The 16,528-nt window shown below is 56.2% G+C and carries 9 protein-coding genes and 3 pseudogenes; 1 reads left to right on the top strand and 11 read right to left on the bottom strand.

What is annotated here, in order from left to right; all coding sequences use genetic code 11:
* The 8 genes and pseudogenes from BMY30_RS17730 to BMY30_RS17725 all read right to left on the bottom strand — a co-directional run.
* Window positions 1–172 (bottom strand): annotated as a pseudogene (locus tag BMY30_RS17730) (IS5/IS1182 family transposase); the annotation flags it as partial.
* A 91-nt stretch (window positions 173–263) separates the two neighbouring features.
* Window positions 264–2,555 (bottom strand): alginate lyase family protein, encoded by a 2,292-nt coding sequence (locus tag BMY30_RS16250; RefSeq protein ID WP_211607381.1) that lies wholly within the window; start codon window positions 2,553–2,555, stop codon window positions 264–266.
* Window positions 2,533–4,314 carry a glycosyltransferase family 4 protein gene (locus tag BMY30_RS16245; protein WP_139195541.1) on the bottom strand — a complete coding sequence of 594 codons (1,782 nt, stop codon included), beginning with the start codon at window positions 4,312–4,314 and terminating at the stop codon, window positions 2,533–2,535. The genes BMY30_RS16250 and BMY30_RS16245 overlap by 23 nt, the downstream gene beginning before the upstream one ends.
* Window positions 4,315–4,759: 445 nt before the next feature.
* Entirely contained in the window at window positions 4,760–6,355 is a 1,596-nt protein-coding gene (gene tnpC / locus BMY30_RS16240; protein WP_089715637.1) for an IS66 family transposase, read from the bottom strand.
* A 44-nt stretch (window positions 6,356–6,399) separates the two neighbouring features.
* Entirely contained in the window at window positions 6,400–6,756 is a 357-nt protein-coding gene (gene tnpB, locus BMY30_RS16235) for an IS66 family insertion sequence element accessory protein TnpB (RefSeq protein ID WP_089715635.1), read from the bottom strand.
* Entirely contained in the window at window positions 6,753–6,962 is a 210-nt protein-coding gene (locus BMY30_RS16230; protein WP_089715633.1) for a hypothetical protein, read from the bottom strand. Before BMY30_RS16230 ends, tnpB begins: the two co-directional genes overlap by 4 nt.
* 45 nt (window positions 6,963–7,007) lie before the next feature.
* A pseudogene (locus tag BMY30_RS16225) lies at window positions 7,008–8,333 on the bottom strand (IS1380 family transposase).
* Between the two features lie 115 nt (window positions 8,334–8,448).
* A complete protein-coding gene (locus tag BMY30_RS17725) occupies window positions 8,449–8,841 on the bottom strand; it encodes a hypothetical protein (RefSeq protein WP_139195540.1) in 393 nt (130 codons plus the stop codon).
* Between the two features lie 315 nt (window positions 8,842–9,156).
* Between BMY30_RS17725 and tnpC (BMY30_RS16220) the strand changes: the two are divergent.
* Window positions 9,157–10,595, top strand: a pseudogene (gene tnpC, locus BMY30_RS16220) (IS66 family transposase).
* 163 nt (window positions 10,596–10,758) lie between these two features.
* Here tnpC (BMY30_RS16220) and BMY30_RS16215 read toward each other — a convergent pair.
* The 3 genes from BMY30_RS16215 to BMY30_RS16205 all read right to left on the bottom strand — a co-directional run bounded on the left by BMY30_RS16215 (window position 10,759) and on the right by BMY30_RS16205 (window position 16,522).
* Window positions 10,759–11,577 (bottom strand): class I SAM-dependent methyltransferase, encoded by an 819-nt coding sequence (locus BMY30_RS16215; protein WP_089715632.1) that lies wholly within the window; start codon window positions 11,575–11,577, stop codon window positions 10,759–10,761.
* A gap of 89 nt (window positions 11,578–11,666) precedes the next feature.
* Window positions 11,667–12,179, bottom strand: a complete 513-nt coding sequence (locus BMY30_RS18545; RefSeq protein ID WP_425283470.1) for a sulfotransferase family 2 domain-containing protein — start codon at window positions 12,177–12,179, stop codon at window positions 11,667–11,669.
* Between the two features lie 227 nt (window positions 12,180–12,406).
* Window positions 12,407–16,522, bottom strand: coding sequence for a glycosyltransferase (locus tag BMY30_RS16205; RefSeq protein WP_089715627.1), 4,116 nt, complete (start codon window positions 16,520–16,522; stop codon window positions 12,407–12,409).
* Between the last annotated feature and the right edge of the window lie 6 nt (window positions 16,523–16,528).

Genomic DNA, 16,528 nt, shown 5'->3' with positions numbered 1-16,528 from the left:
CAATCGGCGGCCGGCCCCGCTTGCCTGCCGAATTCGGAAAGTAGGACGGCGACAGTGCGTCGATCAGTCGTTGCCATGGCACCAGGGCATTCATCTGGGCCAGGAACCGCTCTCGGCGGGTAACCTTCTTCTTGTTCTGGTGCTCAGCCTGGGCGAACGAGATCTGCTTCATCGGGTGGCTCTGTCAGAGGATGGCAGGAAGGTCAGATTATACCCCGCCGGTACCCATCAGGCAGCTGCGGCGAGATTTGTGCAGCGTTTCCTTAGTAGCGTTGCCAGAATGGCCTAATCCCGTCATGGGGGAAGAACAGCGGCTTGATTGCCGCTTTCGCCGGCACCTCGATATGCTCCAGGCCGGGCGGAATGCCGTAGTGCTCCCGATAGGCATGGTAGAGGGGATAGAAGCGTTCCGTATCGAAATCATCGATCTGCTGGTAGGGCCACGCCTTGCCCATGAACGGCAGCAGCCATTCCATGGCCTTGCGGAGGCTCTGCCCCTGCGGCCCCTCGAAGCCCCAGAGGTCTTCCCCGCAGGACTCCGCCAGCTGGGCCAGGTGAATCCAGCCCTGCAGGTTGAAGCAGCAGTAGTGGGCCGTGGTGGTGCGCTTCAGCTCTTCCGGCTGGGCGCCATCGGCCGCAAACTGCTGCACGATCCGACAACGGCTATCGAGCAGCGTATGGCGTAGCAGCTTGCCCTCGCCGAGAAAGGCCGCAATGGCACCCACCTGAAGATCATAGTAGGTACCGTGGTTGTTCAGAGACGCACGCTCCCTGACGCCCTGGGGGCTGGTGCGCAGCCAGTGCAGATATTGAGCCAGCCACTCCCGGAAGGCGGCAGACTCACTGGCGCTAAGGGCACCGCGCTGCTCCAGCAGCCGCACCGCATCGAGAAAATAATAGAAATCCTTGGCCTCGATCAGCCCCGAACTGCTTCCTCGATTGCGGTTCCAGCCCTGGCGCACCTGGGCATATTCGAGATGGGGTGACATGGCACTTTCAGGATCAAGAAACCAACGGCGGATCAGCTGAGCCGCATGGACATCGAAACGGCCATTCGCGGTGGCGCTTCCGGCCAGTGCCAGCACGAAGGTATCATCGAACAGTCGCTGAAGACGCATACGGTCATAGTTGTCGCTCATCGGCTCATAGAGGCGCGTGCCGGGTACGCGCTTGCCGTCTCTGGGCCAGTAGGGCAAACCAGGGATCGGAATAGGGTTTGGCCAGTAATAAGGCGCCGGATGCCAGTAGTCATGAGAATTATTACTGGGTGGCAGGGTCTTTTTATCCACTACCGAGTAAGGACCACGTCCTAGAGCAGTTTCAGCCGCCTCCCTTAGTGTCGAATACAAAGCCTGGTCATTACTAAATGAGCGCTGCATGGTGCTGGGTGAGCCAATAAAGCATGTGTTCGATGCCTGATAATGGGCCTGGAAAGCCTGCTCATCCAGGTGCTCCAGCAAGCCAGCGATCGCATCGTTTCGCGCTACTCCACGGTCGACCACCCCCTTGGGCGTATTTTCCAGATGGGCTTGGCCTGAAAAAAGCCTCGCTACCCAGCCTGCTTTCGCGTAAACACCGGCCTCCTGACTATATTCAGGACATGGAAGATCCCAAGGCTCAATGGCCCACTTATCCCATACCCCCGGTATCCCGAGCCGCCAGAATAGTTCAACCTTAGGACGGCGACCGTAATAACACTCAGGATCGAACCCTTCCTGACTATCACTACGGAAAATCAGTTGCGGTTCCTCAATGGCTACAGGCCGCTCTTCCTCCGCAAGCAACGCATCATTATCGGTCATGCGCGCCATCGGTACGATAAAGTACGGGCACTCCGGGCGAGCAGTAACATCCCGCACGATATCTTGCCAGGCCGCAGAGGTGACAAAACAGTTGCCATCCCATGGCAAGACCCACTTGGCCAGCTTCTTGCCATCTTGCAAGGCGGCATTGCGTGCCCCATTATTGTTCATCACATAATTATTCTTGAATCGAAAGAGGCGCATGACAACACGACGCTTTTCACTGTCGCTTAGCCTTGAATAGCCCCTTGAATAGGGCGCATATTCACTGGGCACTCCCCCTACATCCCAGGATGTTGCCCGATAGTCTTCCCAACTGAAGGGAATGTGCAGGTACGGCATTCCTGCCGCTTCCAGCATGCCGATAATGGCACGCTCTTCTTCTGAATCGACAAGGCGATTGACGACGAAGCGCTTTTCACATCCTGGGAGTTCCGGCTCATGATCAAGAATGAAGGCCAGGTTCTGCCGTGACTGGCCCTTGGCATGGCGTGGAACCAGATCATTGCCGATAATCCGGTAGAGAACGAAAGTTTCGTCCTTCTGAGTGATATTGCTATGCTGGTAATTCTTCTTGGCCTCTACCACACTCGATGCATCAGGAGCCCCGCGCTCAAAGGGAAACGAGACTGGAACGGCACTTTTAAACCATCCTTTATCAGAGGCACGCTTTTTCAGCCTATACAGTCGTGACCGGAGCATCGCAAGTGGCTTTCTGGACTTTGAAACGCTATCTTTCAGCAACGTTACCATCAACCCTTACATCCTTTGTCGTGTCATCGATCACACTTTTTGCAATAGCTCCCACACTCTCCCACGCCCTTTCTCTGCACACCCACTCACGTCCGTTTTTCCCAAGCCTGCTTCTCAGAGAAGGATTCTTCACCAACTCTTCCAGCTTATCGGCAAGGTCTTCGATATTACCCTTCTTGAACACAAGGCCCGTCTCATCATCGTGTACCATTTCAGCTAGAGCACTGACACTTGACACTACCACTGCCTTTTCCGAAGACAGTGCCTCCAGTGTCTTCATAGGCGATACCATTTCGCACACGGGAAAGGGCTTTCTGGGAAAAGGCGCGATATCGATAATAGAATAATAACCCTCAACCTCATCATGCGGCACCCTGCCAGGCATGATTAATTTCTCTACAAAACCCTTTTCAGATGCTATGGCCTTTATCTGGTCTGAAATATCGCCGAGGCGATTGGCCAATGTATTTTCGCCTCCTACCAGCAATAGCCTGAAATCTAACCCTCTATCGTGCAGCATCCCGCATGCCCGTGCAATATCGTCGAGCCCTTCATATTCAGAAAAAGTACCGATATAACCAATAACAACTGAACCTCCACCCATGCCCAGCCGCTCTTTCAACTGAACATTGACAGGCTTGTGATAGAACCTCTCTGGATCACAACAGTTCGGCAACAGGGTGATCTTTTCTGCATCGACCTCTCTTCTAACGAGCTCATCTTTCATTGCTTGGGTCAGGGTAAACACATGATCAGCTTGCTGGGCAACGAATGCCTCCATGGCTTCTTGGACTTTATACTCAATGGAGTTGCTATAAGCAGGCTCACGAGAAGCTCGGCTCAGTTCCCAGAACCCTCGAATCTCATAGATAAAAGGAATGCCCAGATTCCTGCAGGCAATCAACGCCGGCAGGCCGCACACGAAATTTGACGCTGCAACAACGAGACCGGGATCGAGCTCTTTGAATTTCTCTTCCAGTGCTATTGATGCCTTGGGAATATAATCGACAAGACGCATCTCTTTCTTGTTAGGGGACAGCAACCTGTGGTACTCGACTCCATTGACATGGTCGACCAAAGGAGAATCCATCTCGCTATTGAAACCAAGGCCAGCATCCAGGGGAAACCCTGGCCGAGTAACACCAACGACCTGAAAACCCTTTTCAGTCAGGCACTCTGCAACGCACTGTGAACGTATTGCATAACCAAGCGTCGAGTGAGGTAAACTATTATTCAAGACATAACATATTTTTTTGTTATTCGCATTCTGCTGGCTTGCATTGCTGGAGCCGACCAGATCGCGGAGTGACAAGAGATTGACGGGAGATGCCCTCAACTTCCTGAAACGGAAACTATACCATAAATCACCCACAAGGCGCTCATATCTTTTCAAGCTTGACCATGCCACATCGATATCACCACACTCTTGGGCAGCAAGGAGCAGTGCATACAACGAGTCTTCCGATACATGATAGCCAACGGACTTCTGTGCCAACTCGAACCTGACATCACGAAGATGGCTGCCATTTAGTCTTCTGGATATAGTAGAGATGCGCTTTGACTTAGACTCATCACTCCTCCTTCTAAATTTCTTCTCCACCTCTTCAAAAAAAGCAGCATGACCTATTTTTTTCAACTTTCTTTCATACCGAAATCTTAGCAGGAAAATATAAATATCGAAAAGTTTTCCAACGACGCGTTTAGCGCGAGCGCTATATTTAAAATTACTTTTTAAAAACTCACAAACACGAAGAAACAAAACCAGCCTCACAAAATCGAAGATCAGATATACAACTCATCAACATAGAACCTATTCTCTTATATTTCCATTTCGGACAAGAAAAATCTCTGCACGCCACCCCCGGAATAATCCTATCTTCTGTACAACCTATCACCCTATCATCGCCAACGAGCATTTTTTTCCCCACCCCCTCGTCTTAATCGACCAGCGCGAGTCTGTTATGGCGGAAAATTGCCGCGCCGACCGGCGATGACGACCCGTTTTGTTATGCATTTCCACCAGCCAGGCGCGATATCCCTGCCGGTCGCGTGTCACTCGGAACTGCCTGTGGATAGTTTGTCGTCGATCGACGGTCAGTATGGCGCCGCCTTGGGATATCGAAACCGGGCGCGCAGGGTCTTAAGCACCGTCATGCGTCCGATATCCGTAAGCGGTCCACAAACCCCACCTGTTGCGGCGTGAGTCAGGCCGGTAGAGTGTCCTTCCAATGCCAGGGCAGCAGGGTGTCGAGGTCGTCATCCTCGCCGAGTGTCGGCAGGGTCTCGAACACGAACTGCAGGTACGCGTAGGGTGAGAGGCCGTTGGCCTTGGCCGTCTCGATCAGGCTGTAGATCGCCGCGCTGGCGTGGGCACCGCTCGGTGTGTGGCTGAATAGCCAGTTCTTGCGGCCCACTACAAAGGGGCGAATAGCGTTCTCGGCGGGGTTGTTGTCCAGCGGGATCAACCCGTCATCGAGGAAACGCGTCAGGCGCTCCCACTGGCCATTCAGATAGTGCAGCGCCTTGCCCAGTGCGCTTTTCGGCAGCACTTGTTGGACGGATTTATCGAGCCAAGTACGGAGCTGGGTGATCAACGGGCGGCTCTTCTGGTCGCGCAACGCCAGGCGAGCCTCGTGATCCAGGCCCTTGGCCTGTGACTCCACGGCGTAGAGCTTGCGTATCTGGTTGAGCGCCCAGTCGGCCTTGCCGGTCTTGCCCTTCGGCTGCACCTTCTGGGCTTCGACGAACTTCCGGCGTGCGTGCGCCCAGCACCCGGCATGGGTGATGCCATTACGACGCACGACCTCGGCATAGCCCTCGTAGCCATCGGTGACCAGGCGGCCCGCATAGTCACCCAGCAGGCGCACGGGCACCCGACCAGCGCGGCTGGCGTCATAATCGAACAGTACGATCTGTTGGCCCGGCGGGCCGCCACGTTGCAGCCACATGTAAGACGTTGAGCTCGCCGCTCGGTCGGCTTCGGTATTAACCTGCAGCGTGGTCTCGTCCATGTGGATCAGCGAGGCTTGCAGCAAATGCTGGCGCAACGCTTCGATCAGCGGGGCCATCCGTTCGCCGACCTGAACCATCCAGCGTGCCAAGGTATTGCGCGGGATCTCGGCGCCATGCCGGGCAAAGATCTGGCTCTGCCGATAGAGTGGCAAGGCATCCTGGTACTTGGCGGTGGCCACGTAAGCCAGCAGTGTGGGGCTGGCGTTGCTCTTGGGTAGCAGCTTTGCCGGTGCCGGGGCGATCTGCACGCCCTCTTCACAAGCCGGGCAGGCGTACTTGCGCCGGACATGGCGAATCACCTCGACCCGCGCCGGGACCACGTGGAGTTCTTCGCTGATCTCCTCACCGATCACCTTGAGCGCAGTGCCATCCTCAGCGCAGTGTCGCGCGTCCTCAGGAAGCTCGTGCACCACCTCGACGCGCGGCAGTTCAGGCGGTAAGGCGATACGGCCACCGCGGGTGCGGCGCTTGGTGGGTGCGTTGGTTTCGGGAGCCGGCTCGGCCGGAGCGGTATCTTCGCCAACGGCGGCGTCTTCCTCATCGACGGCCGCTTCCGCCTCATTGATATACAGGTCGTGCTGCTCGACGCGGTACTTCTCCGTGGAGGGACCGAACTGGCGTTCGATGGCCAGGCGGAACTGCTCGAACAGCGCCGCCTTGGCGGCTTCCCACTGGGCTTCCTTCTTGGCCATCAAGGCCAGCAGGCGGTCATTCTCCGACTCGGCCGCAGCCAGCTTACGTTGAAGTTGGGCGACGGTCTCGGGTGATGTGGAAGCGGCGGTTTTCATGCTGATAATACTACCAAAAACCGCCACGAAAGGGCAGCGAAATATCACCCAACCGATTGATATTGAAGCGCCTTATGGGGCTTCATGAGGCTGATGTCATAGCCGTCCAGTAGCCAATTGAGTTCCTGCCCGGAAAGCCTGAGCGTGTCGCCGTCCAGACGTGCCGGCCACTTGAAACGCTCCTTTTCGAGGCGCTTGTACCAGACCACGAAGCCGTTGCGCTCCCAGAACAGGATCTTCACCTTGTCGCGCTGGCGGTTGCCGAACACGAATACCGCTTCCTCGAAGGGATTGAGTTCCATGGCCTCCTGAACCAGCAGGGCCAGCCCATCGATCTGCTTGCGCATATCGACCGGCTCACGGCAGAGATAGACCCGCAGTCCGGTATCCGGCCGGATCATAGGGCCACCTCCACGGCCACAAAGCGTGCCGGGCGGTGACGCAACGGCACTGGCACACCCTGTACCACCAAGCGTTTTTCCCAGGCCAGAAGTGCCGCCAGATCCAGGGCTTGCTCCTGAGCGTATTCGCTCAGCGACAATTGCCGAGACGAGGCATGAAAAAGATGGCCCAGCCAGTAGGCCTGAGACGAAGTCAGTTCGTTCATGGTGTCCTCCTATCGATCAGAGGACACCAGTCTGGCCGACGCCGATCAGTTCAAGAAGATGGGGTTGGTGGCGCGCTTACCGATATCCTGGCCGAAATCGAGAATGATCTGCCGCGCCTTGTGGATAACCAGGGCGGCACGATACACCAGCTCCTGCAGTACCGTGCGCAGCCGGCGACGTTTCGCCGGATGACGCACCGGACTGAGCTCGCCGGTCATGCCGAGTTGCCCCATCAGCCGCAGGATATTGTAGGCCAGCTGGGCCAGATGCAGGATCTAGTCGTTAGTGGCAAACTTGCCGGAAGGCAGGCGCTCCAGGTCGAGGTCGGTCTTGATCTCGCTGTGAAACTGCTCGTGGGTGGCATGCGCCTGGTAGCGCTGGATCACGGCCTCCGGGGTGTCATCCAGGCTGGTCCACCAGCCTTCCAGCTCATAGTCGGGCTCTAACAGGAACTGACCATCCGGCTGGGTGGTGCGCTCCACCAGGCGCATGACCCGCTTGACCTCGTATTCGACCTTGTCATGCCGGATCGAGACGCGCTGCGTCCACAGGGCCTGACGCTTGCCGGGTCGCAGTTCTTCCCAATAATCTTCCGCGACGGCCTGCCAGGTGGCCAGGTCTTCCTTGGCCGAACTGCGGGGGTTCCACTTGACGATGTAGTCCAGGACGCGCCCGTCATCGGCACGGGCCTGGCGTTGCTGTTCCAGCAGTGCCAGGTGTTCCTGACTGTCGAAGCCGCTGTCTTCACGTACCAGTAGCGGTGCGTCGGTCAGAGGGTAAGCCCGCGTCAGCACGCGTTCGAGGAAGGCGTTGCTCTCCTTCATGGTGTGCTGCTTACCGGGACGGAGTTCCATGCCCAGGCACCAGCCCTCGTTGCCCAGGTACGCCGCAATGGGGGTGTAGCCGTCGACCTTCTGATAGGTTCGCGTCACGCCCTCCTTGTGGGAATTGCTGTTGTCCATCACGAAGGTGTCGATATCCAGGCAGACATGCCCCTTCTCCGCGGTGATGGGCGCCTCGGCCAGCGACAGTAACGTCGTGGACCAGGACGCGGTGCGCTCCTGAAGTCCCTGGGCGGCGAGCTTCTCCAGGCGTTGGCGCAGCGTGGCGGTGCTGGGCACCTTCTGCAGGGTGAGCAGCTGCTTGAACGGCGTGTCCTGGCGAAAGTTCTCGATGGCATCGAAGTCACTCATGCCCAGGCACAGTAGCCCCAGATAGGATTTGATGATGTCGCTGGTCGGCACCCCTTGAGAGGGGAAGCGAGCATCGAGGCTGTCGACGCCGGCAAGATCCAAGCACTGGCCGATGATCGAGAGGCCGGCATGGCTGGTGAGGGTGCGACCACTGGCGCGGAATTTGACGTTGGGCATGGTAGGCTACGGGTGAAGGGCTGATTGGGCTATATTGCCATGCAGGTCAGTGGGTTAGAAGTGTTTTCAGGTGCCGGGTTCACGGATTCAGGTAGTATTAAGGATATAACAGCGATCAATATCCCTGGGGGGCTCCCCACAGAAATTGTCCAACCATATACCCAAAGGACAAGAGAAAACCTACCCCTGTCGCACTATTTACATATTTCGGCAGGTCATCAACAAGCCCCTTCCTGAACCTGTTGTTCTTGCTATACAAAAAACCAAAAAGTAAAAACACGCAAACAACATAACCAACCAGAAACAGCATCAACCCAGAATATATAAGGCCAATAACAGCCGAAACCATCAGCAAGAACACACCACTTGCCACACTTCTCGAGTACCGCTGAAAAGCACGTCTTGCTGCTTCTTCTTGGTTTTCAAAAAGAATCATTTTCTGGCTCTTCAACAGCAGAGCCTCAGATTCACTTCTAGAAATACTCAAAATAACGCGCTCAGACGCCATGTGTACCACATAAAAGATCACGGCACACAAGCTGAGCAGCAAGACCAGAACATCGCGGCTGAATACAGAGAGGAACGCAGGAAAATAGCTAGCATATCTGGCGAGCCCAACAACATTATGATCTTGAGTGGCAGGAGGAATGCAAAAAAAGAATGGAGAGCTGTGATACCAGTGTCGACGTAATGATAAGCAGTGTGGTGCCAGGCACCACACTAAAAAACTTAGTAACTATTCAGGTGGTTTCGCGAGAGGGTCGCCAATCCCCTGATTTCTCTGGCACAGTGTGTCCAAACAACCGACACGCCATACGGTGACATGACCATCAGCGACATCAACGTCGACGAGGCCCTGGAGCGGGTCCGGCAGCAGCTCAAGGAAGACCGCACGGTCTCCCCGTCGCTGCGTGCCGCCATCGACGTGTTGATGCTGCTGGTCAAGCTCATGGCCGACCGACTGGCCACCAGTAGCCGCAACAGCAGCAAGCCACCGTCCCAGGACCCCAATCGCCAGCGCCGCTCACGGGCCAACGGGCAGCGCCGCCCCGGTGGGCAGCCGGGGCATGAGGGCAAGACGCTGGCGCCGGTGACGGAGCCCGACGAGGTCGTGAAGCTGCGCGTCGATCGCCGGCGTTTGCCGCGCGGGCGCACCTATCGCGCGGTGGGCGTTGAGACTCGTCAGGTGCAGGACATCGTGATCCAGGCTGTCGTCACCGAGTATCGGGTCGAGGTGCTGGAAGATGACCAGGGACAGCGCTATGTCGCGCCATTCCCCGAGGGCGTGACCCGCCCTATCCAGTACGGCCCTCGCCTCAAGGCACACGTCGTCTATCTCTCCCAGTACCAGCTGCTGCCCTATGCGCGTATTCGGGAGCTGCTCACCTCGCAGTGCGGCCTGTCGTTGAGCACGGGCACCCTGTTCGCCTTCAATCAGGAGGCCTACCAGCGGGCCGAGTCGTTTGCCGAGTGGGTGATCCCGGCGCTACGGGAAGCGGCCACCGTGCATGCCGATGAGACAGGGATGCAGGTCGGCGGCAAACGCTACTGGCTGCACAGCGCCTCCAACGAAGCGCTGACCTGGCTGGCGCCGCATCCCAAGCGCGGCCAGGAGGCCATGGACGCCATCGGGGTGCTGCCCTTTGTGCGTGGTGTGATGGTGCATGATCACTGGAAGCCCTACTACCGCTATCCGGATTGCCGGCACGCCCTGTGCAATGCCCACGACCTGCGTGAATTGACGGCTGCCTGGGAAAACGACGACCAGGCGTGGGCCAAGTCGCTGCATGACCTGCTGTTGGACATGCACCACGCCGTTGATGCCGCCGGCGGTAGCGTCTCCCCGGAGGAGGCCCAGCAATGGCGATCGCGTTACCGACACTGCCTGGCGGAGGGCGACGCCGAGTGCCCGCCACCGATGAAGCCACCGCCCGGGACGCGAGGACGTACCAAACGCACCAAAGCGCGCAACCTGCTGGAACGCCTCCAGGCGTGCGAGGACGACGTGCTGCGTTCCTCGAGGATCCCGCCGCCCCCTTCACCAACAACCAGGGGGAGCGCGACCTGCGGATGACCAAGGTTCAGCAGAAGATCTCGGGCTGTTTTCGCACCTAGGAAGGCGCCGAGATCTTCTGTCGAATGCGCAGCTTTCTCTCGACCGCGGTCAAGCAGGGCCTGGCGGCGCACACGGCATTGGAGCAACTGTTTGCCGGTGAGGTGCCTACCTTCATGCGACAGGACGACCTGAATCAGGCGGCGTGACCTGAATAGTTACAAAACTTATTCCCAACCGAAAATGATCACCTCAAGGTGGCCAGAATTTTCTCAAACAAATTATGCTTCCTCGGGCAAAATGTCGTCAGCTATGCCTTAAACAATAGACAACAACTCATCTCCATTTAACAGCATTACATGAGAACATATATTATTTTTTCTTAAGAACACCCAACCCCTTTTCCATCTCTACAAATTCAACAGAAAAACCATACTTTTCGCCCCAAACAGAGCAAATCGTCGACTCTTCCTCACGCGTAGTGTCATCCATCCATACTTGAGCACCATCTTTTAAACTGCCAACGATGGCTGGCATAGCCGGGTAGCGAGAAAACTTGCACGTCGCAGCTGGAGGGCCATCCACCAATAAGAGGTCAATATCCCAAGCATCTTTCAGACAGTCTTGAGAATACCAATACAGCTCCTCTTCAGAATCATCACTCAGATGTTCACCTTCCCAAGATTCTAAAGGAGCGATTTTCAAGTCAACCCAACCCGATAGATTATCCCTTTCCAACATCAATCGAGTTTTCGAGCCATAGTGACTCGAATGCTCTAGCGAAATCAGCTTTCCTGATCCATTTTGCCTCAAGGCATCGGCTATGACCAGCGTGGAGACTCCGCTTCCAAGTTCGACCACCGACTCCGGCTTCGTCGATAAAACAAAGTCTTGCAACTCCAATAACAGATCGGGTGAAGAGGCCCACCCCCTCAAGGGAGGCAGGCGGTGCCGAGTGGTGAGGCCATTAGTTAACCAGTGAAGACTTTCCATCTGGCGATAGTTCCTGAGCTCGGCACTCTTTAGTGAGTTGACAACATAACTCTTGATTGATCTTGCATTCTTGTCACTTTTTTCACCAATCTCACTTATGACATCACGCAACGTGGCCTCGTCATTGTCGCCAACATTTTTTTTAATATCAATCAAGAGCCTTTCAATTCTTTTTATCGAGCCAAACCCTGCGAACATTCTTATATCACTCCAGCCAGATATTAGTTGCAGAAAGCCATTATTCACAACACGTGAATCACAAGCGCTTTTTTCATCTCACGAATAGGCTAGCCTCTGAGGGCCCGTTCATAGAGAGCATAATCTTCAGAATACAAGTATTTTATATGCCTAGATGCACTCGGATCCACAAGGCACTCAAACCTTGGAAGCTTTCCTGTTTGTTCATAGATCTCAAACATATCCTTCGAGGTACTGTAGGGCGTTGATATTTCCTGCCTCTCAATTTGCTGAGTCGAGTTGGATTTTTTTAGGAAATATCTGTCTGCAATATGTTCGCCAAACACTTCTTTTGCCTTTCCATGTATCTGCGATATCGGCCAGACATGGCGATAGCGAATATCTGCCATATGTGACCTTTGAGTCCAAAAATGAGCATCGACTTTGTCATCACCTATGTCCGTTACATAAGCGTACAAAAAATCATTAAATGTGACATCTTCAGCCCGCTTTCCAGTATATTGCTCGACAGACTCATGAAGTATCGAGCGACGATCAAGACGCATCAAATATTGATTTACGAAACCAGAGAACAGCCTCTCTGCCGACTCCCTTACTACAATAATTGAATCTTCTTGAGATCGGCAACTGTCTTTATCTTGTGATATTTACCCATGAACCCTAACAGGTTTTGATATTCCTCTGCATGTTCTTTGTATGGAGACACTCCCGTAAAAAACTTCTTCCAACTCGAGCATGCATTCTTACGTATGTAAAGGTAGCTCACACTTCGACCATTGACAGTGACCTTGAAGTGTAGCTGCCGACTATTCAAAAGCACAAGAACCCCTTAACACTCAAAGATGCGTATAATTTGATTCGCAATCACATCGCGTTTGAAACTTTGCTCAACAAACAAGGCATCTGACCGCCTCCTTGTCTCGAGGCGCGACAACGGCTCGTTTGCGAGAAGCGAGATGGCATTAGATGCAGCAGCCATATCCGGATACACCCACTGCGGGGGATAAATCTCATCCGCGCCCTCCCAAGGCAGAATCACCGGTGTACAGCCGGCTGCGGCGCCTTCTGCCACGGCCAAGTGGAAACTTTCGTGATCACTGACGGACAATACATAGTGGATGCCCGCATACCACTCGGGCATATCGTTACCGTGGGGGTCGAAGATGACGGCATCTTTGAGATCAGGATCGTCTACCAGGCGACGGTATTGGGCTTCGTACCAGGCCATTTCCTCCCGGCGGTTGGCCATCCAGGGGTATTCTTCAGGGCGCTTTCCCTTGATGCGTAACGTGTAGCCGTCGTCTTCCTTGCGCAGTTCCTTGAGAATATCCAATGCGCGGTCCAGGCGCTTGCTTTGCGGCACCATGCCCACCAAGCCAAGTGCTTTGCCGTTAGTGGGCTTGCGCGGTACGGCTCGCAGGGCATCTACGTCCACTCCGTTGTAGATAACTACCCCGTTCTTTTTCAGTGCGAGGTTGCGCTTTTGAGCGTTGCGCAGCATATGCGGCCCCACAAAGATGACCTTATCAAACTGCTCGAACGGCACCTTGTCGAACAGCGCGCTGCGTAGCTCCTGGGCGTGCAACCGCCCTACCAGCCTCTGGCCTTCCCGCTTGTGCTTGCCGTACCAGATGGCATTGCCCAGCATCCATTCGCAGAACACCGTATCGGCCTGGCGTATGAGGCGCTTGCTGGCCATTTCATTGTGCTGCTTATGACCACTCCAGAAGTCAAGCAGGAGACGAATCCCGGCTTGGGTGAAATAAGGATAGAACGGCTTGATAAACTTGAGGTCATGCCCGGCAATCACCACCGTTTTCTTGGGTGGGACGTTGGGCGCCAGCTCGTGGGTCTGCACTGGCTTCCGCAGGGCCAGCGATGGCTGCTTCGCTGCCCAATTGTTGAGGGACTCGAGAGACATGCCTTCCGGCGGGCGGGTAAGCGCCAAATCTGGCGCAATGGCTTCACTCTCTAGGGCCACGCCGGGCCACTGACCCTTCGCCAAGGTAGAGTCGCGCATAATGCCAATGCGCACTTGAGGGGCGTAGCAGGTCGGCCAAGCCAGGTCCTCCAGATCTTCTGGCTCGAGTTCTTCCAATACTTGAGGCTCGGCCAGCAGCCAGAGATCATCTCGTTGGCTGATCTCGCCATCCGGCGTAGCGCATTCGATACCGGCGGCTTCCAGACGGGCCTGGGTCTCGGCCTGCCACTGGCTGGCGACGACGCGCCGAGGACGTAGCGTCTGGGCGAGCAAACATCGCATGCCAGCCGTGGTGATGTCTGATGCCAGGACGCTCAACGCCGGCGGTTCAGGTGCCATCATCACCAGGCCAGCCGTGCGCAGCATCTGCGTTAGACGCAGCTCAGTGGTGTGTGCGCGCATCACCGCACGGGCGCCCTTCAGGGCCATCCGCCAGCGGTAGGCCGGGTGATTCAGCAAGTTCTCCAGCGCTTGTGCAGCTTCGCTTTCAGTGCGCACGATCTGCCCTACCCCTTCGAGGTAGCGGTTCATGCCCAGCGCGGGGCCGGAGATGATCGGCGAACCGCAGGAGGCGGCTTCCATCACTCGCCGCGAGAACATGGTCGGGGAATCCAGCACCGAGTTGACGTTGATCTGCACCGGGTGGGCCTTGTAGGCCTGGATCATCTCCTCGTAGTTGAGGCTGCCAGCCACATAGTCGCCCAGGCCGCCAGGGTATTTGTAGGGCGATTCCGGATCGTCGTGCTGGCGGTCGTAGATCGTGAGGCCCAGCGGGGCCGCCGCACTCATGATCTTGTCCATGTACTCGGAGCGCTCGGGATAGCGCGTGCCGTAGTAGGTGCCGCCATAGGACGCCGTAGACTGCCATTCACGGGTGGAGGGTAGCAGGTTGTGGATCTTCGGCGAGGCGTAGAACGGGCAACTGCTGGCCGTCTGGCTCAGTGCCCTTGGGGAGGCCAGGTAGGGAATGATCCGACGGCTATCGGTGGTGAAGACGTGATCACACAGGCTGGCCGCCTTGCGGAAGCGCTCGAAGTGGACCGGGTCTTCCTTGTTCCAGAACAGCGAGGGAATGCCCTGACGGCGGCAGTGTTCCAGCAGTTCGCTGAGCGGAGCGAACTCTTCGTCACTGTAGCAGCCCACCTTGCGGTGCCACTGCCCGTCGTTGCCCTTCCAGGCGGACTCCACGAACATGGCGTCAATGGGCTGCCGGGCGAGTTCCTGCCGCCAGTTGTCCGGCGAGAGCGGCACCACCTTGACGGCGCTGGCCAGGGTATCGGTGGTGAACTGATCGGCGATCAGGCCCAGCGTGATCTGCTCCAGCGGCTTGGCCTGGGGGGCTTGTTGCGCAGGGGCTGCGGTGTGATTGGTGGAGCGCACACGCTGGAGGCTATCGGCGTAGAGCCTCGTGACGTGGTTCCAGGTGCGTTCCTGCTCTATCCAGGCACGAGCCACCTGGCCCAGGCGCTTGCGTTCTGCAGGGCTGTCAATCAGCGCCTTGAGCACGCGGCAGAGGTCGTCGGCGCTATCCTTGGTGAACAGCTGGGCACGCTGGTTATCTCCCGCCAGGGTCTTGTGGGGGGAGACATCGGAGAGCACCACCGCCTTGCCCATGGCCATGGCTTCGAGGGGCTTGAGCGGCGAGACCATCTCGGTGACGGCACACGAGAGTCGCGGCACCGGCATGATATCCATGCAAGAGAGATAGAGTGGCACAGCATCGAAGGGTACCCGTCCGGTAAAGCGGCAGTGCTGCTGAATGCCGAGCGTCTTGGCCTTAGCCTTGACGGTATCGATCAGCTTGCCGTCGCCGACCAGCACGAAGACGAAGTCCTGACCTTGGGCCTTGAGCTGAGCCAGTGCCTCCATCAAAAATTCCAGCCCTTCGTAGGCCACGGCGCTACCAGCATAGCCGATCACAGGGACACCAGGTTTGAGTTCCAGTTCCTGGACCACATCGGCATCGGGGGGCATGGGCTGAAAGCGCTCGGCATTGACGGCGTTGGGCACCACCACAATACGCTCGCGCGACACGCCCCACGACGCCAGCTCATCGGCCAGCTCTTCTGTCAGGGTTATGACCAGATCCGCTTCGCGGGCCGCCTGTTGCTCCAGCTCGCGCATCAACTCATAGCGCTCGGAGCCAGCCCACTCAGGTTGGGTGGAAGCTTGCGTTACCTCCCACAGGCCGCGAACTTCATAGACAAATGGCAGCCCCAGGCGACGCGCCGCCATCAATGCGGGAAGCGCGGTGATATGGTTGGATGCGGCGGCGATGATCTCGGCACCGCTGGTCTGGGCTTCGCGAAGATAGTGATCGGCGGCCTCGGCGAGATAGTAATCCAGCGGGGTCTTGTTGAGGTTCCATCCCGCACAGGCGGCGTAAGTCACCCCTTCCACCTCAGCCTCGTAGTAGCCCTTGTCGAGTGCTTTGGCGCCGACATCCCAGGGAAATCCTGGGCGAGTCGTGGCCCGGACTTTCCAGCCAGCTTGCTGTAGCCCGGCAGCAATACCGTGTGAACGGGTCGAGTAGCCGTTGCTGGCATGGGGCACCGACTGGTGCAGGCAGTAGAGAATATTCTGACGTCGCGTAAACAAGCCCGCATTTGGCTGACGCGGAGGAATAGAAACGCCACCCTTAAGGCGAGCCAGCCCCTGAATAAAGCTATATAAATCTTGGTGCTTCTTATTGAAAGCTACGCCTTTACGCCAAAGGTCATCCAGAATACTCAACGCATCACTGATGCCACCTTGCTTATAAAAAATGTAACTCGCACGCGAAAAGTGATCACTATAGGCTTTACTTTTTGCATAGGAAATCAATAACTGTGGAGAAAGTGCCGTTCCAGCCACTCTCAGAATTCTCTTTTTTGTCTTTACAAGAGACGAGTACACACCTAATGCATCAGCAACTTTTAGAGAGGCTGTTTTTCCTCTTTCTATCATTCTTAACTTTATTAACATCGCGAC

Source organism: Halomonas daqiaonensis (genome assembly GCF_900109725.1).
Taxonomy (GTDB): Bacteria; Pseudomonadota; Gammaproteobacteria; order Pseudomonadales; family Halomonadaceae; genus Halomonas; species Halomonas daqiaonensis.
This window is presented reverse-complemented; position numbering and strand designations above follow the sequence as displayed.